The 17,119-nt window shown below is 45.0% G+C and carries 18 protein-coding genes; 11 read left to right on the forward strand and 7 right to left on the reverse strand.

The window, feature by feature from the left end; genetic code table 11:
* Positions 1–3: 3 nt before the first annotated feature.
* The 4 genes from yidD to mnmE all read left to right on the forward strand — a co-directional run bounded on the left by yidD (position 4) and on the right by mnmE (position 4,293).
* Positions 4–252 carry a membrane protein insertion efficiency factor YidD gene (gene yidD, locus ACHZCY_RS22105; RefSeq protein ID WP_205221256.1) on the forward strand — a complete coding sequence of 83 codons (249 nt, stop codon included), beginning with the start codon at positions 4–6 and terminating at the stop codon, positions 250–252.
* 64 nt (positions 253–316) lie between these two features.
* A complete protein-coding gene (gene yidC, locus ACHZCY_RS22110; RefSeq protein ID WP_319550432.1) occupies positions 317–1,966 on the forward strand; it encodes a membrane protein insertase YidC in 1,650 nt (549 codons plus the stop codon).
* 24 nt (positions 1,967–1,990) lie between these two features.
* Positions 1,991–2,899, forward strand: a complete 909-nt coding sequence (locus ACHZCY_RS22115) for a Jag family protein (protein WP_205221143.1) — start codon at positions 1,991–1,993, stop codon at positions 2,897–2,899.
* Positions 2,900–2,904: 5 nt separating this feature from the next.
* The gene (mnmE, locus tag ACHZCY_RS22120; RefSeq protein WP_319550433.1) at positions 2,905–4,293 is read left to right on the forward strand and encodes a tRNA uridine-5-carboxymethylaminomethyl(34) synthesis GTPase MnmE; all 1,389 of its coding nucleotides are present in this window, start codon (positions 2,905–2,907) and stop codon (positions 4,291–4,293) included.
* Positions 4,294–4,338: 45 nt separating this feature from the next.
* On the opposite strand, the gene ACHZCY_RS22125 is transcribed toward mnmE, so the two are convergent.
* From ACHZCY_RS22125 to cmoA, 5 genes are all read right to left on the reverse strand, one after another.
* On the reverse strand, positions 4,339–4,803 hold the full coding sequence (locus tag ACHZCY_RS22125) for a bactofilin family protein (RefSeq protein ID WP_205221141.1): 465 nt from the start codon (positions 4,801–4,803) through the stop codon (positions 4,339–4,341).
* A gap of 17 nt (positions 4,804–4,820) precedes the next feature.
* Complete coding sequence (locus ACHZCY_RS22130; RefSeq protein ID WP_319550434.1) at positions 4,821–5,735, reverse strand: M23 family metallopeptidase; 915 nt, start codon at positions 5,733–5,735, stop codon at positions 4,821–4,823.
* Between the two features lie 378 nt (positions 5,736–6,113).
* On the reverse strand, positions 6,114–6,662 hold the full coding sequence (locus ACHZCY_RS22135) for a hypothetical protein (RefSeq protein ID WP_394713464.1): 549 nt from the start codon (positions 6,660–6,662) through the stop codon (positions 6,114–6,116).
* 85 nt (positions 6,663–6,747) lie between these two features.
* Positions 6,748–7,704, reverse strand: a complete 957-nt coding sequence (gene cmoB / locus ACHZCY_RS22140) for a tRNA 5-methoxyuridine(34)/uridine 5-oxyacetic acid(34) synthase CmoB (RefSeq protein WP_205221139.1) — start codon at positions 7,702–7,704, stop codon at positions 6,748–6,750.
* 4 nt (positions 7,705–7,708) lie between these two features.
* The gene (gene cmoA, locus ACHZCY_RS22145; RefSeq protein ID WP_205221138.1) at positions 7,709–8,431 is read right to left on the reverse strand and encodes a carboxy-S-adenosyl-L-methionine synthase CmoA; all 723 of its coding nucleotides are present in this window, start codon (positions 8,429–8,431) and stop codon (positions 7,709–7,711) included.
* A gap of 123 nt (positions 8,432–8,554) precedes the next feature.
* On the opposite strand from cmoA, the gene ACHZCY_RS22150 reads away from it, so the two are divergent.
* Positions 8,555–9,079, forward strand: coding sequence for a hypothetical protein (locus tag ACHZCY_RS22150; RefSeq protein ID WP_205221137.1), 525 nt, complete (start codon positions 8,555–8,557; stop codon positions 9,077–9,079).
* A gap of 411 nt (positions 9,080–9,490) precedes the next feature.
* A complete protein-coding gene (locus ACHZCY_RS22155) occupies positions 9,491–9,865 on the forward strand; it encodes a PDC sensor domain-containing protein (protein WP_205221136.1) in 375 nt (124 codons plus the stop codon).
* Positions 9,866–9,960: 95 nt separating this feature from the next.
* Here ACHZCY_RS22155 and ACHZCY_RS22160 read toward each other — a convergent pair whose 3' ends face one another.
* A complete protein-coding gene (locus ACHZCY_RS22160; protein WP_205221135.1) occupies positions 9,961–11,415 on the reverse strand; it encodes a sensor domain-containing diguanylate cyclase in 1,455 nt (484 codons plus the stop codon).
* A gap of 249 nt (positions 11,416–11,664) precedes the next feature.
* Between ACHZCY_RS22160 and ACHZCY_RS22165 the strand changes: the two genes are divergently transcribed.
* From ACHZCY_RS22165 to ACHZCY_RS22180, 4 genes are all read left to right on the forward strand, one after another.
* Positions 11,665–11,850 (forward strand): tautomerase family protein, encoded by a 186-nt coding sequence (locus ACHZCY_RS22165; RefSeq protein ID WP_205221134.1) that lies wholly within the window; start codon positions 11,665–11,667, stop codon positions 11,848–11,850.
* A gap of 5 nt (positions 11,851–11,855) precedes the next feature.
* Positions 11,856–13,874, forward strand: a complete 2,019-nt coding sequence (ligA, locus tag ACHZCY_RS22170) for an NAD-dependent DNA ligase LigA (RefSeq protein ID WP_319550436.1) — start codon at positions 11,856–11,858, stop codon at positions 13,872–13,874.
* Positions 13,874–14,155, forward strand: coding sequence for an acylphosphatase (locus ACHZCY_RS22175; RefSeq protein ID WP_319550437.1), 282 nt, complete (start codon positions 13,874–13,876; stop codon positions 14,153–14,155). The genes ligA and ACHZCY_RS22175 overlap by 1 nt, the downstream gene beginning before the upstream one ends.
* 93 nt (positions 14,156–14,248) lie before the next feature.
* Complete coding sequence (locus ACHZCY_RS22180; RefSeq protein ID WP_232370861.1) at positions 14,249–14,503, forward strand: hypothetical protein; 255 nt, start codon at positions 14,249–14,251, stop codon at positions 14,501–14,503.
* 92 nt (positions 14,504–14,595) lie between these two features.
* Here the strand turns inward: ACHZCY_RS22180 and ACHZCY_RS22185 are convergent, their stop codons facing one another.
* Positions 14,596–14,916, reverse strand: a complete 321-nt coding sequence (locus ACHZCY_RS22185; RefSeq protein ID WP_205221132.1) for a TusE/DsrC/DsvC family sulfur relay protein — start codon at positions 14,914–14,916, stop codon at positions 14,596–14,598.
* A 251-nt stretch (positions 14,917–15,167) separates the two neighbouring features.
* Here ACHZCY_RS22185 and ACHZCY_RS22190 point away from each other — a divergent pair, with 251 nt between their 5' ends.
* A complete protein-coding gene (locus ACHZCY_RS22190; RefSeq protein ID WP_319550438.1) occupies positions 15,168–17,042 on the forward strand; it encodes a SurA N-terminal domain-containing protein in 1,875 nt (624 codons plus the stop codon).
* The last annotated feature ends 77 nt before the right edge of the window (positions 17,043–17,119 follow it).

Raw genomic sequence — 17,119 nt, forward strand, 5'->3', positions numbered from 1 at the left:
GTGATGCAAATCAGAGATGTTTTTGCCGTTGTGACGTCGATTCCCCAAAAGTTTCTGGTGCTGCTTTTCAAGGGGTATCAATATGTTATTTCGCCACTATTCCCCCCCACCTGTCGATTTACTCCCTCCTGTTCTCAGTATGCAATTGAAGCGGTACAAAAATATGGCGTAATTCGCGGAGGGTTGAAAGGCCTTTGGCGTATATTGCGTTGTCATCCTTTTTCTCAGGGCGGTTACGACCCTGTGAAATAATACTTTTGTCTTGGGCATTAAATACATGTGCAGCCGAGAGTGTCTTTACGAGGTGTGAAAAAAAATGGACTTATTCAGAGCCTTTCTGGCTATTGTTCTCTCATTCCTGATTCTTGTCGGGTACCAATATTTTTTTGTTAAACCGGTTGCTGAACAACCAGTTGTTAAGGAAACCGTCAGTAGCCAGGAACAAGGTGCAGGGCAGAGCACTGCACCGGCACAACCAGTGGTAGCGTCGCAGGCAAGCAACAGTATGGTTGCTGTCCCTGTGAATCCTGATGCGCGGGATATCAGGATAGATACACCACTTTACACGGCTGTTATCAGTGAGCAGGGGGGTGGTTTTAAAAGTTTTGTCCTCAAAAAGTATCGAACGGACATTGAGCTTGAATCAGGTCCAATGCAGTTAGTTCTTACCCAGACACCCAACACCTTACCGGTTCTTTTTTCGCTTGATAACGGAGCCGGAAAAGTGTTGCCGATGTTTACGGCGGAAAACGATGCGGTGGTGATTACTGATGAGCAGGAAGAAGCTGTTCTGGTAATGCAAGCAACCCTTGATGATGGTACCAAAATAGTTAGGACGCTCAAGTTTCGGGGGAATACCTACTTAATCGATGATACGTATCAGGTGGAAAATGTGGGGGGGAATCCGCTACAGATATCACCTGCGATGAGTATGATTCATAAGTCGTTTTCCCATGCCAGTGCGACCAGCCGATTCCTCTTTTCTGGACCGGCAGCGTACGTCAATGGCGAATTGGTAGAAACGAAACCTAAAAAGATAGCCGAAGGCCCAATTATTCTACAGGGAGATGTCAGCTGGTCTGGGTATGTGGATAACTACTTTATGACGTCCATTGTGCCGAAATCAGATAAAACCCTGGTAGTAAGCCTGCAAGGTAATGAGGAAAGTGTTCGCACTGTCATTTCAGAAGGGATAGAGACACTTGGCGCTGGCGAAACCAGTGAGCACGCATATTCCATATATTTCGGTCCTAAAAAACTTAAGATCCTGCAGGCTACAGGGGGAGAACTTGCTAAGGCGGTGAATTTCGGTTGGTTTGATGTTTTGGCAAAGCCCATGCTGTGGCTGTTGAACTTTTTTTATGATTATACAAAAAATTATGGAATAGCTATTATTTTGGTGACCGTTTTAATTAAAGCGGTGTTCTGGCCTGTTACCCAGAAGGGTATGAAGTCCATGAAGAACATGCAGAAACTGCAGCCAAAAGTGGCAAAGCTGAAAGAGAAATTCAAGGATGATCCTGCAAAAATGAATCAGGAAATGATGGCTATGTACAAAACGTACAAAGTCAACCCTGTGGGCGGGTGCCTGCCCATGGTTATCCAGATTCCATTTTTCTTCGCCCTGTATCGTGTTTTGATGGCTGCAATTGAGCTGCGCCATGCTCCGTTCATGCTATGGATCAATGACCTTTCTGCACCAGATCGGCTTTGGATAGGGGTGGATATTCCTTATCTGCATGGGTTGCCTGTGTTGACCTTGCTGATGGGGGCTTCCATGTATCTGCAGCAGAAAATGACTCCTACAACTGCTGACCCAACACAAGCGAGAGTTATGCAGTTTTTGCCGATAATTTTCACTTTTATGTTTATTAATTTTGCCTCTGGTCTGGTACTTTATTGGTTTATAAATAATCTTCTTTCCATTCTTCAGCAACAACTCATCAACCGGCAAAGTAAGGCATAACTCGGGGCTGTAAGGAAAACTCTTATGACAAAAGACAAAGATTTTTTTGGAAAAGATATAACAGATGTTATTGATCAGGCTTGTAAGGAGTTTGCTACAACACAAGACAACTTGGAGATTGAGATCCTTGAAACGGGGTCAGCCGGGATTTTTGGTTTGTGCCGAAAACAAGCCCATATTCGGGTGAAAGAAAAAACCCAGCAAGAGAAGGTTGAGCCGCGCCCCGTTGAGCAGGAACCTGTCGCTGACACAAAACCAGAAGGTCAAGAGAACGCTGCCCTGGCCGGTGATGCCCGACACGAGCAAAAGGAAGACGATTCGGCAGAAAGCGCAAAAACTACAAACACAGCCAATGATGATGTTGAAATCAAGAAAGAAATTCCTTCTGCTAAAGGAGGAGGGCGGGGGGCTACCGAATCTGCTGAAATGAGCTACGAAGAGCCGTCGCAAGAAGCGTTGGATGCTATTCAAGCGACCATAAGTGAGATGCTCTCTCTCATGAAGTTTCCGTCACAGGTTGATGTTACCTTTGAGGGTAATACTGTCACCTGCAACATCAATGGCGAATACGAGGAAGATATAATCGGTTCAGAAGGGCGCACGCTTGATAGTCTCCAATATCTTATTCGTAAGATGATGTTGCAAAGTTTGCCGGATAGATTTCTTTTGTCGCTCAATGCCGGCGATTTCAGGCAGCGACGTGCAGAAGATTTAAAACAACGAGCAGTTGAGCTTGCCGAAAAGGTAAAAGAAGATGGAAAAACCCAGGCAATTCCAGCTTTGAACCCATCGGAGCGTCGTATTGTTCACATGATCTTGCAAGAGGATAAAGGGATCCGGAGCCGTTCGGTCGGAGATGGACTCTTTAAAAAAGTGCTGATTTATAAGCCCGGCAAAGGACGTCGGTCCGGATCCAGAAAAAAGAGAGGATAGCACGGATGGGGTACCATCGTTCAACAGATACCATAGCTGCCATTGCCACGCCACCTGGGACTGGCGGCATCGGTATTATTCGCATCTCTGGTGCAACTGCTGCAACCATTCTTGAGCAGATTTTTACTCCAAAGTACCCCATTTCTCATTTTGAAAGCCATAAAATGTATTATGGCACACTAGCCGATTCTGCCGGTAAAGTTATAGATGAGGTCCTTGCTGTTTTCATGCAGGGGCCAGCGACATACACGGTTGAAGATGTGGTCGAATTGCATTGCCACGGTTCATATATATTGTTGCAGAAGGTGTTGGCAACAGTTTTTGCCTTGGGGGCTAGGCCCGCTGAGCCTGGAGAGTTTACCAAGCGTGCTTTTCTTGGCGGCCGTATTGACCTTACCCAGGCTGAAGCTGTTATTGATTTGTTGCAGGCTCAAACGGATAAAGGGATCGACCTTGCAGTTAACCAACTGCAAGGCCGTTTGACCGATGAACTTGAGCCAGTCCGTAAGGAGTTGATCGCCATTCTGGCACTCCTTGAAGTCGCGATAGATTTCCCTGAAGATGATGTGGAACTGCTCGATAAAAAAGCAATCGAGATGCAACTGAAGGTTAATATTCTAAAGCCGATTGAAGCACTGATCCGTTCGGTATCCAGTGCTAAAATTATTCGAGAGGGGATTAGTGTCGTCATTGCCGGTCGTCCCAATGTGGGTAAATCCAGCCTGCTTAACACACTGCTCAGGGAAGAACGTGCGCTCGTCACACCGTTACCGGGTACCACAAGAGATACTATTGAAGAAAGTATCGTCATCGAGGGTATCCCTGTACATCTTGTCGATACTGCAGGCATTCGGGCCCATAATGACGTAGTCGAAGAGCTGGGAATGGAACGGGCCAGGCGCAAGATGGATGCTGCTGATTTGGTCCTGTTTTTGCTCGATGCCTCACAGCCGTTGACCAAGCGAGATCTCGACCTCTATGCAACGATTAAAGATAAGCAGCTTATAGTGGTTTTTAATAAAACGGACAGGGGTAACGAGCAGGAATTAGATGGTCTGCATCGAAAATTTGAGCAGGCAACGCGGGTCGAAATTTCAGCCAAGGAAAATGTGGGAATCGACACCTTGCGTGAAACCATTTTTAAGACCGCTCTCAGTGATGACCAGGCTGCAGAAATCGGATTGTGCGCACCTAATGTAAGGCACTTAGCTGCATTGCAGAAAACAGCAGAAGCCTGTCGGAGACTGCTGGCTGCAATTTGCGATGGTGCGCCGTGTGATCTGCTGGCTGTTGATGCCCAGGATGGATTGGATTATCTGGGAGATATTATTGGGTTGACAACCCCTGAAGATGTTTTGGATGCTATCTTTAATGAGTTTTGTATAGGAAAATAAAACGTTTTTCTTCGTTCACCGATGTGCACCTGTGCACTTATTGTATTACTTCTTATTTTTGCTTTCTGCTGGTACTGTTTTTGTTTGAGGCTGTGAAATCTCAGGCGTCTTTGTCGGTTTTCCTTTATCTGCCGCACTAATCTCACCGCTTAATAAAGCGCCGGGTTCAACTGTCAGGCTTTCGGCAATCAGTTTGCCTTTGATTGCAGCAGTCGCGTGAATGGTAACAACTTTTGCGTAAATATTGCCCTCGATTTGACCGTGACAGACCAGGGCTTCCAGCTGTAAGTCCCCTTTTATTTTACCAACTTCACTGAGGATGAGATATTCCCCCGTAAGGTTGCCCTCCACTGTACCGTCAATTCTAGCTTTGCCTGCAAAAGAGATCTCGCCTGTAATTTGCATTTCCTGGGAAATAATTGAGGATATAACGTCCTTGGACAATGCTTTTTTAGGTGGATGGTCAACAGTTTTGTGAGAAGGAGCGTTTTTGCTTTTAAATAAAGCCATAATGAGTGTGTGAAAGCTTAATTTTTGATTTTCATGGATAAGCTTGCTATTTTTATATATTTCATTGGATCAATAGGCTTGCCATGAAGCTGTATCTCGTAATGAAGATGGGAACCTGTACTTCTTCCTGTATTACCAACATGGCCTATCACCATACCCCGAGTAACGTTTTCACCTTTTTTGACTAATCTTTTACTTAAATGCGCGAAAAGGGTTTTGTAACCGTTATGGTGGTCTATGACAATATAATTACCCCATCCTCTTGAGTAGGTCGATGTCTTGACAGTACCACCACCAGTTGCTCGAATTTTATCGCCTGTTTTTCCTTTGAAATCCAATCCTTCATGAAAGGCACTCTTTTTATTGAGAGGATCTTTTCTTCGGCCAAAGCGAGAACTGATTTTTGTTGGTAGCGGGCGGCCGATGGGGGTCTTTTCCAGGATGCTGAGATACTTGTCTGTATGGAGGAGCAACTGCTCACCATAGGAACCTTCACCGGAAGAGATAAAAGGACCACCACTGTGTTTCGGATCTTCTTCAATGATCACCTCGACCCCAATGGAGTCCATGACTGACTCGATAATTTTAGAGCGTTCATCAAGTCGGCTCACACTTTTTTCAACCAGGTTTTCCTGCTGCTGTCGGAGGAGAGAAATTTGTTGTTGATACTCCTCAAGCTGAGAGGTAGCGGTAGCGAGTTGGGTGGCTAATTCGGTATTGGTTTTAATGTCTGTACGGAGAGCGGCAACCTCTTTTTTTAGGGTATAGTTGGATGAAAATAGACGCACGCTGAGAGCGCTGCCTAAGCTGAGCACAAGCGCACCTATAAGACATCCAGTGATGCTATTGCGCAATGCCTTTTTGGAGATAACATATGCACGCCCATTCCCACTTTCGCCGGTTACCAGGATATGAAGGTTTTTATTTTGCATGATGGTATGTGTACGTGGCTGTGATTGCTTGCATTGGACAAGTGTGTGCAGTTTGAGCTGCAGAACTGCAGACAATAAATAACAGGAGAAATGTTACGGGAAACGCAAAGGAGACCATAACTCTTGCTATTTGCCATTTAAACATTTAGATCAGACGAATTGATTATCTTTGATGGTAACTGCTCGCGGGGGGATAACTCTTTGATTTATTATACCTAAAACCTGTAAGCAGTTACCATTGATGTACCGTATACACGGAGACTGTTGGAAATGCAAGATAAAGGGGCACGACAGGTGTTTTCCTGCCCTCTTGGAAATCAGTAAATACGATAAGCAAAAGTGGCAGGAGTACCCTTTGAAAGCAGAATTGGAAAGAAGTTATTCGCCGTAGGAGTCGGAAAAAAGTTTGTCTATGGCTGCCTGTCCGTCATCGCTCAGATAGCGGGTTCCGGAACCGACAAAGGTGTTATAGGTGATGGTGGGAGTGTCTTCCTGCCATGAATTGTCTTTCCAGGTAAACCATTGCTTCTTGTCTTGGTCGTACACATGCAGTGGTCGGTTGAAAAGTTTCGCCAGTTCAACAGCCCAGCCGGTGCCACCTTTTACGGAGTTGTCATCCAGAATGCTTCCAATTACAAATACTTGATGCCCTTTGTTGACCATGTGGAAAATGACCTGCAGGACTTTACGAATTTTTTCGGTCTCATAATAGGTGCGGTTCATCATTCTGGACGCAATTTCCATACTGATATTACCACGTTGTAGATCATCTTCACTTAAAAGCTCTGTGTTGCGGTCCCTGTTAAGGCGGTGTCCTTCAAAAGTAAAAATCACTTCATTGATACCATATTTTTCGGCTTGTTCGCCAAAAGCTGATTCTGCGCCTTTTAGGCCGCCGTGGTAGAGTGTACACTCATTTGCGTTCATCATTTGTCACCTTGATATGAGTCGTTGTCGAAATAACAATATTTTTGACTGCATACATATCTTGCAGCCAAGAACAGCTTATTTTTTATTTTGTTGCCTTGAAAAAAACTCTGTGTGGAGCTGGATACCCCTCTATAGTAAGCGTAGGGTTCTGCTTGTCAATAAAATCTTCGTATGATTCAAATGTCATCCATTTGGTTCTGCGTTGTTCAAGAGAGCTCATGGGGTGTTGACAGAAAAGGGATATATCTCTAAAACCTGTTCTTTGCAGCCAGTTATTCAGACAGGAAGCAGTGGGCACAAACCAAGTACCTGGTACTTTGGCGTATGTTTTTTCAGGGAACAGGGCTAGGGATTCTTCTCCAGGGATAGCCTGAGACTCTATGATTAATGTTCCGTCTTGAGTTAAGGCGTTGTGCATATCCTGCAACGATACAATGGGTGAGTGTCTATGGTAGAGAATACCGAGACAGAAAATAACATCAAAACTATCAGGAAAGAAGGGGAGGTGTTCTATGCCAAGTAACTCGACGTCAAGGTTTTTTTGATTGGCAAAAGTATTGAGGGTACGAAAGGTATAATAGTGATGAACATATGGTTCGAACCCCAGGACAAAGCGAGGATTATACTCTGTCATGCGAAACATATAGTAGCCGTTGTTACAACCAATGTCTGCGATGAGCTTTCCTTTAAGCTCAGGAAGCTGAGGGGCAATTCGGTTCCATTTTTTTTCGCTGCGCCATTCTGCATCTATATCGATACCAAAAATAGAAAACGGGCCTTTTCGCCAGGGCATCAGGTTTTGCATTGTCCTGGATACCAAGAGAGCCTCGTCGGCATTGAGTTCTTCCGGTGTGCCAATGGTCACTATATCTTCTTTGAAGCAGCAGCTTGATGCCCGGAGGTGGCTGATTTTTTTTAATGGTTCCTGGTAGCGAAGGAAGCCTTTTTTCGGTTGGGAGAGCCAATTGTGTTTGTCTTGCAGAAAAGTATGTAATCCGGCGTGGTCGGCGTTGGGGAAAATATGCGAATAGTTAGACATAGTATTATTTGATGGCAATAAAAGAACTGAAGTTAAACCACTTGAAAAAGATCTCTATTTCTTTAAATCCGGCTCGCTCAAGTAACTGCAGGTTTTCCTGGAATGAGAATGGGATCAGGACATTTTCAAGGGCTTCACGTTTGTTGGCAATCTCCAGTTCCGAGTAGCCTTGTGTCTTTTTAAATTGGTGGTAGAGGGTAATGAAATCGCGATTGAGCTGCTTGGCGTGGGAAATGGTTTTTTCACTTATAATAAGTATACCGCCGTGGGGGAGGTTATGGTAGAGACGATCCAAAAAAGATTGTCTCGTCATTGGCCGTAGAAATTGCAATGTGTAATTACAGAGTATGACCTTGGCTGAGGAAAGGTCACAGGTGGTGATGTCATCGCTGGTAAATGAGATGGTGTCACCTTTCGAGAAAAGTTCACATTTTCTGCGCGCTTTATCCAGCATGGCGTCGGCATTATCAATACCGATATAGTTTATTGATGTACCCGCAAGTCTTCTGCTGAGTTCAAGCAAAGTTGAACCGGTTGAGCACCCAAGGTCCACGATGGTGTCGCCATCTTTCAGGCGCAGTTCAAGCAAATCGGCAATGGCATCAATCACTGCTTCGTAAAACGGTATGGATCGGTTGACCATGTCATCAAAAACATCGGCTACGTTTTTATTAAACGTGAAATCTTCCTCTATCTTTCCACTGGTAAAGAGTCTATCCTGCTGCATGGTCTATGGTTCTAAAGAAATCACTGGTATTGGTGTTAAAAGAAAAGTGCCTCGAACTCTGGGGGAGTCAAAAGTATAACCTCGGCAAAGATGTCAACTCTACTTACCATAGCGGAGCTTGTTATGAATATGAAAAAATCGGCAAATGTTATTCTGTGTCTGTTTCTTGGTCTAGTCTTTTTTTGGGGACTGGTTGGGCTACGGAACGTACTTACTCCCAAAGGGGTATTTGTGAAAGATAATAGGTATGGGCAGGAAAGTGAGACTGGGTTGGCGGGTGATGTGCAATTAAGCAGCTACGATCTTGAACAGGATCCGAACAGATGGGTAAGGGCGAAGTTTGTTGTCAGCAATGTGTCGGCAGAGGACGTTAAAAATGTCAGAGTGGTGTGTGAGTTTTACGATCCGCAAGCACAGTACCTGGATAGTAAACAGTGGTTGTTGGCTGGGGTTGTACCAGCCGGCAAAACAATGGAGCATAACTCGTTACAACGAAAATTTATCCACTCCCGAGCGACAGATTTTCAATGTCATCTTACTCGGTATGAGTTGATTCGAGGCTTCCATTCAGGAAAACATGGAACTGATGTGGAGCATGGCAACGAGCATAATGACCATGCTGCGGAAAAGGCTGCAGAACAGCACTAAGAGGTCCATCTTTTTTTGCAGCGTAGGTGTGGTTTGGGCTTGTTAAAGAATTGAGTGTGTCGCTTTTGGGAGACTTACGGTGTTGAGAGTTTTTAAGGAAAATAAAGGGTTTCAGCGGGTAAGCAAGAGAGAGGAAAAAATGGAGTATCTTTTTTGCGACAAAAAAGAACGAAGTAGGCTTTTGTAGAGGCTATTACTGGACGAAAATAAAGGAGCATTGATGGATATTTTCCTTAAAAATAGGTTGTTAGGGTGATTTTTTATTTTCTTTTGGTTCCTGGTGTATATTTTGCTTGAAGAGGTGGACGGCAAAGGAGAGAGCAATAAGGTTTTGCCTCCACCGTGCTGTTATCTCAAGGGTGGTTTTTGTGTTGGACAAAGACCCAGTATAATAACAAGTTGGAGGAGATTATGAAACGTCTGTTTTTCGTGCTGGCAATGGTTGCAATCGCTTGTTTCTCTACCCAGGTACTCGCTGCTGACAAGGCTGCCATCAGCAAGAATGTTGATGAGATTGTAGCTGCAATAGACAGCGGAAAAGAAGCGTCCAGTTTTGCCGCAGATGCGTACACCCCCTATGCCTTTATTATGGAAAAAGACGGTAAACTCCTAGTTCATCCAAGCCTTGCCGGGGAAGATCTGAAAGTAAAGGCAATGCCGATTTACGAGGCGCTTCAGGCTGCTACTACCGAAGGTGTGTGGTTGCAGTATGAGTGGAAAGGTAAAGAAAAGAATTCCTATGCCAAAAAGACAAAAAATGATCTTATAGTTGCGAGCGGTTATTAAGCATTGTTAGCTGTGGGGCTAGGCTCCCTCTACTGTGGAGGGAGCTCTGGTTTCAGTGTCCAATTGTTTTCATCCGGGCAAGAGTCTGGTCTGCTTCAAAGAGCAGATTCAAAGCGGTTTCTTCCTTTTTCTTTAGCCAGGTAAAGTGCCTGGTCTATTCTGTGTAATAAATTTTCCTGGTTTTCCCCTTTGCGCAACTCAGCGATGCCAAGGCTTACTTCTACTTGGATCGCTTTCCCGTCATAATAAATAATTGTTTCTGCAACAGACTGCCTGATTTTTTCTGCCAGCAGCTCTCCTTGTTCAAGGGAGCAGTCTTTGAGAAGCAGCAGAAATTCTTCACCCCCCCACCTGCAAATGCCGTCTGATTTGCGAATAGCTTCCGCAGCCGTGGCAGCAACACTTACCAAAACGGCATCGCCGGCTGGGTGGCCGTGTCGATCATTAATTTTTTTGAATTCATCAATATCAAAAAGGATAGCCGTTATCGGTCGTTTTACGCGTTCTGCCTCTTGCACAGCCTGATCAAAAAGAATTTCAAAAGCATGTCGATTGAGCAGCTGTGTCAATTTGTCAGTTGTTGCCATTGATTCCAGTTTTGTTTGGTAAAGAGTAATGGTTGAGGAGATGGCGAAAAGTACCAAGACGGAAATAACGATGCTGACCGCAAGGTTGTTAAGGAGGATTCTACGCATCTGCCGTATCTGTCTCTGGATCGATTGTTCAACAAAGAGATACAATCCGAGTTGCGGGATAAAGCGTGTGTTGAGGAGGTAGGTTTCTTCGTTACGTGTGTACGAGATCGCCTTTGTTTTCGATCTAGCAGTATTTTGGGCGTTATCCGGCAGTGATATATTCTTGGGAATCGTGGTAAATGGAGGTGGTGTATTCGTGCCTGTGAGGGTAACCTGGCCCTGTTTGTTGACAAAATAAATAGTCCGTTGGTAACGATCCGCGTAGCTGTCGAGCAGTGCTTGTACAGTTGTTACCGTGAGGCCGCACCCCGTAGCCCCAATGTAGTTACCGTTATAATCTACTACACGGTAATTGATGAAAATGGTGAGTTTATCACGGTCAGCCATGTCGGAATCGACGTTAATTTCGTAAGGGTGCTCCATGTTGCGAACCCTGAAGTACCAGCGGTCACGACTGTCTGTTGGGTTAACTGTTTTAAGTTTTCCGCCTGCATAGTAGTAGGTTCGGGTTGATTCAGAGACGAAAAAACTGCTGACCAAGCCATATTTTTCTTTTATCTCGGCAAGGTATTTTGTGATTTGTTTGCTCTCTTTCTCTCCGTTGAGTACCCAGTCTCTTAGAAATGTGTCCGAAGCCATCATTGAGGCAATAAAAGCCGGGCGTACCAGATCCTTTTGGATTTCAGAGTAAATATTATCACTGGTGAGCGGCAGGATGTCCTCAGTCATTTCTATGCGTAAGGTTCCTGCTGCTGCAAAGTAGCTGATTAGACTCGTTGCTGTAAAACCCAATACCAGAAGCACGCCAATGAAAATAATGAGTCTTTTCTTTTTTGGGATTTTTTTTAGCAGCATTCCCTAATTTCCTGTCTATAGAGTAAGTGAGATTTTGTATTTTGTTTGAATTATGGCTCAACGTGTATCTGGGGGGTGCGTGAATTCCTTTTCTAGAAATGCTCATGGAAAAATTAGAAAACAAAATTACGCAGCCTTTATCATAACCTGATCGACGTAAAAGTAAAATTTTGATATGAGTTACGGGTATTTTTAGCGTGGAAAAAGACTATATTGTTTTTTAGTGCAATTGTATTGCAGGAGTAGAGCATGCCATATGTAAATATTAGAGTCGCAGGAAGCTTATCCAAAGAGCAGAAACAGAAAATTGCCAAAGGCGTGACAGAGATTATTTCTGAGGTGACAAACAAGCCCAAAGAAGCCGTATTACTTTTTATTGATGAAGAAAGTCGTGATAATATTGCCAAAGGCGGCGTACTTATAGGGGATATGTAGCGTTTATGACTAGTGATGTTAAAAAACGCATAGAAGAACTTCGCCAGCAGTTGCATGCCCATGGACATCGCTACTATGTGCTGGATGACCCAGTCATTAGCGACGGAGAATATGACAGGCTTTTTCAGGAATTGCTGCATTTGGAGGCGCAATATCCTGAAAGTATAACTGCTGATTCGCCAACCCAGCGGGTAGGGGGTAAGCCGCTTAAAGGATTTAAAACGGCAGAGCACATTTATCCCATGTTGAGTTTGGATAATATTTTTTCAAGGCAAGGACTCCTTGATTTTGAAGAAAAGCTCAAGCGGTATCTAAAAGGCGACACTGTGCTGGAGTATATTACCGAGCCGAAATTAGATGGTCTTGCCGTTGAGCTGGTGTACGAGAATGACCGCTTGGTCACCGGTTCCACCCGAGGTAACGGCCTAATCGGGGAAGATGTCACAGAACAGTTAAAAACCGTACCAACCATCCCGTTACGTCTGCTGGCTACAGGAGAGGTCGCTATTCCGCGGCAACTTATTGTCCGTGGCGAAGTTTTTCTTCCCAAAAAAGGTTTTAAGCAGCTCAATCAACGGCGAAAGGAAGAGGGCTTGTCGCTTTTTGCCAACCCCAGGAATGCTGCGGCAGGCTCCCTTCGGCAGCTTGATCCTAAAGTAACAGCTCAAAGGCCTCTTCATTTTTATGCTTATAGTGTTGCTACGACCGAAGGAGTGCAGTGTAATACTCAGTTCGACCTGCTGGCCTACTTGCGTAGCCTGGGCTTTGCCGTGAGTCCACTGGTGTGTCATTGCAAGAGCGTTGATGATGTCGGAGGCCAGTTTGATCTTCTTGTCCGGAAACGTCATGGGCTCGATTACGAAATTGACGGTATGGTGGTCAAGGTGAATCGTTTTTCTTTGCAGCAAAGATTTGGGAATACAGCGCGGGCGCCCAGGTGGGCAGTTGCTTGGAAGTTCCCAGCTGTTCAGGCTTCAACTATCATAGAACGGGTAGAGTTCCAAGTAGGTCGCACGGGAGTGGTTACCCCGGTAGCTCATTTGCAGCCGGTGGAAGTGGATGGAGCGATTGTCCGGCGAGCAACTTTGCATAATAGGGACGAAGTCAACAAAAAAGATCTGCGTCTTCATGATACTGTTTTGGTTCAACGAGCTGGTGACGTGATCCCGGAAGTCGTTAAGGCTGTAGTTGAGAATCGTACCGGCAAAGAGGAGGCTATCGTCTTTCCTGAGAGGTGCCCTGAGTGTGATGGACAATTGGAGCAAGGTGTAGGGGAGGCTGCTATACGTTGCACTAATCTCTTGTGCCCTGCACAGAAAATTCAGAGGCTGATATATTTTGCAGGGAAAAGCGGGCTGGATATTGAAGGACTTGGCAAAAAGCATGTAGAGCAATTGTATAGTGCTGGGTTGATAGAAGATATTGCAGATTTCTTTTTGTTGAAAAAAGACCAGTTGATCCTTTTAGACGGCTGGGGAGAGAAATCAGCCCAAGGAGTGATCCAGTCGATAGACAAGGTGAAAGCGCCTCCATTAAATACCTTTATCAGGGCGTTGGGCATTCGTTATGTTGGCGAAGTCACCGCCGAACTCATAGCTGGTCATTATGAATCGCTTGATGAACTTGTGCAGTCCGAGGCAAGCGAATTGATGGCAATTGAAGGTGTTGGCCCGCAGGTAGCTGAATCATTAGTTACATTTTTGCGTTCAGAACCTTTTGCAAAGCTGCTGATTAAGCTTGATCAGGCTGGGGTTGTTGTTCAGGCTGCCGGGAAATCAGCACGGCCTTTAGATGGACGGATATTTGTTTTTACCGGTTCTTTAAACCATATGACACGAAATGAGGCAAAGCAGTTGGTTAAATCGCTTGGTGGTAAAGTGGTTTCCTCTATAAGCGGCAAAGTGACAGACGTTGTCGCCGGCGAGAGGGCAGGTGGAAAGCTGGAAAAGGCACAAAAGCTTGGGCTGGGCTTGTTAGCAGAGGAGGCTTTTGTCGGGTTAATACGCGATCTGCAGGGTAGATAATGATTGGGCGCAAGCGTGTTCATGTTGTGGTTTATGGTCGAGTGCAGGGAGTTTTTTTTCGAGATTTCACGCGGAAAGAAGCAGAGCGGTTGTGCTTAAAGGGGTGGGTCAGAAACTGTTGTGACGGAACGGTGGAAGCCGTTATAGAGGGAAATGCTGACAATGTAGCGGAAATGTTGCATTGGCTGCACCATGGCCCCCCTGCAGCAAGAGTGGATGAGGTTGTTATTCGCCAAGAGCAGCCGGTTGGCAGTGAAGTATCGTTTGTTGTTCGATATTGATAGAAAAGATAGGGTTGGGATGGTAGTTTTTTATGATTAACAGTGTTGTAATATAACGCAGACGAAGTCTGTGACCCACAAAAGTGAAATAATATGATAAAAAAAGTACAGATCCCGGCAGGGGAACCGGCTGGCAGGGTTGTCTGTAATGCCTGCGGTAATAAAACCGATTTTGTTGAGATAGCTGAGAATGTTCTTGTAACAACTCGTTACAAGCAAAATGGTGACGGTTCTTTTACCCCTGAAGAAAATGATACCGAGGTCTTTGGCGGCGTTAAATTTCTTTGCGGTAAATGTGGTGAGGACCTCACCCGGTATCACGCACATTTTTTGGAGATGTCTTTTTAGAGTGTGTCAGGTTCCGCTACAGTCAATAAAAAAGGGGTTGCTTTAAAAGCAACCCCTTTTTTATAACTGCAGTATGCTATAGTAAATCTATATCATACACAACCGGTAGGCTTAGGAAGGCCAGCCATTTTACAAGCGCCTTTGCCTGGTCCTGAAGGGAACAGTTCGTAAATTCGCTTCAAAGGAAAACCGGTGGTTTTGGAAAGAATACGAACCATAGGTGCGATGCCGTTCTTCTTGTAGTACTCTTGAAGGGCGTCGATAACTTTCTGATGTTCATCGGTGATTTCTGGAATACCTTCTACGCCTTTTACGTAATCGATCCAGTTTTCATCCCAGTCGTCAGCGCCTTTCAACAGGAAGCCGTCTTCATCCACCTCGTAGGTTGTGCCATTGTGTTCGATTTGTGCCATGTGTTCCTCCTGGAATATGTGATTAATATGAGTGAGAAGTTGAATGCTAATTGTAAAAATCACCAGTTTCTTACTATAGGGGTGTGCGTTTGTCAAGCAAAGGTCTTGGTTTTTTTGAGTGAACGGCCAATCATTTTTTGTTCGTGGGTTGGATGCATTTTTCACTGGTAAGTTGCAGGAAAATTGAACATAATGGGCCCTTTCTCCAGGAAATTACCAAATGTCCGATTTGTTGAAGGAGTGTGTGTACCATGTTGAATATTTTACGAAAAAGAGCCCAGTCTGTTGTTATTCAGGCTTTGGTGCTACTGATTGCTGTCGTCTTTATTTTTTGGGGTGTGGGGAGCAACCTTGATAATAATCGGAATGCGGCTGCGGTTGTCAATGATGTAGAAATTCCTTTTCAAGAGTTTCAGCAAAGCTATGACCGAGCTGTAGATACCTATAGGCAACAGCTTGGTGGGCAGGTGCCGGAAGGTTTTTTTGAAGGGATAGGGCTCAAGAAACAGGTGATTAATCAACTTATCCAGTCCGAACTGTTACGACAGAGTGCTGACAAAATCGGCCTTGCTGTCAGTCGGGAAGAAACCCAGCGTCGTATCCAGGATATGCCCGTTTTTCAGGAAAACGGCCAGTTTGTAATGAGCAGATATAAAGACGTCTTAGGGCAAAACCGACTTACCCCTACCTCTTTTGAGGCTGGCTTGCAGAGCGATTTGATCACCGGGAGAGTTGTGGAACTTATTGGCTCTTTTGCTGATGTACCGCCTGCAGCCGTGCAGGCCTGGATCGATTTTGCCAAGACCGAGCTTAAACTTGTCTACTTGAGTTTTAAAGGCAGTGACTATCTTGATGAGGTGAATGTGGAAGCCGATAAGTTGGCATCCTGGTATGAGAAAAAACAGCAGGACTATGTAACTGATCCGCAAATTGCGTTGCAGTACCTCTATTTTCCTTTTGCTGCTGACATGGGTAAGGTTACCCTAGAAGATGAGCAGGTACAGCAATTCTATAATGATAATATTGACAGATATAGCGTAAAGGAAAAGCGTCGGGCTCGTCATATTCTGTTTAAGGTGAGCGATACAGACTCTGCGGAGGTTAAAGAAGAAAAAAGGTTAAAGGCCGAGCATGTTCTTCAGCTTTTGCGAGATGGTGGAGATTTTGCAACCCTTGCCAAGGAATATTCAGAAGGGCCGAGTCGGGAGTCGGGCGGGGAATTAGGTTTTTTCGAACGTGGCTCTATGGTGCCTGCATTTGAGGAGGCTGTTTTTTCAATGGAGCCCGGCGATTTATCTGATCTGGTTGAAACTTCTTTTGGGTATCACTTGATTTTGGTCGAAGATGTGCAACCTGCAATAACCAAAAAAATGGAAGATGTTCGCGCTGAAATTGAAGGGCTGTTGAAAAAACAACGGGTAAGGGGATTGACATTTCAAAATGTCTCCAACGCGTATGAAGACATTATTCGGGCCGGCAGCCTTGAAAAATATATGGAACAGGGAGGGAAGGCCGTTCAAACAACCGACCTTTTTGCCCGTAAGCTGCCACCGGATTCTCTTGCCAAAGCAGGTGCGCTCCTCGACGTTGCCTTTGGGTTGAGCAAAGGTGAACTTAGCTCACTGGTTGAAGTGGAAGACGGATATGCCATTGGTTATGTGAAAGATATCAAAAAGCCGGAAGTGCCACCCTTAGCCACCGTAAAAGATAAGGTTGTCAGTGATTACAAGCATGAGCAAAGTATAACATTAGCCCATGCAGCTGCAGACAAAGCTCTCGCAATTGCTCTAGATGCAGGAAAATTGATGCCGGAAGGTAAAGGCCTGGAGTCAGGATACCTGAAAAGAGGGGGCGGTGATGGTGATATCCCTCCGCAGTTGGTGGAGGCGGCATTTGCCCTCAAAGGAGGCGAAAAATTGAGCAGTGAAGTTGTGGCTGTGGGTGATATGTTCTATGTTTTTGAGGTCCTTGAACATCGCCAAGATCCGACTGCCATGGAAGCTGACCAGAAAAAACAGCTCGCTGAGCAATTATTGGTAAACCAGCAGAACCGTTTGGTTGCCAGTTGGGTGGAAAGACTTCGTGCTGATGCAAAAATATGGGTCAACGACCAATTGATACCGTAAGCCTGGTGGCTTTAGCATATTCTCACTGCCCATTTCATAATTTCATTTGCACCCTGGCAATTTCGCCGGGGTGTTTT

The sequence above is a fragment of the Desulfogranum marinum genome (assembly GCF_963675105.2).
GTDB lineage: Bacteria > Desulfobacterota > Desulfobulbia > Desulfobulbales > Desulfobulbaceae > Desulfogranum > Desulfogranum marinum.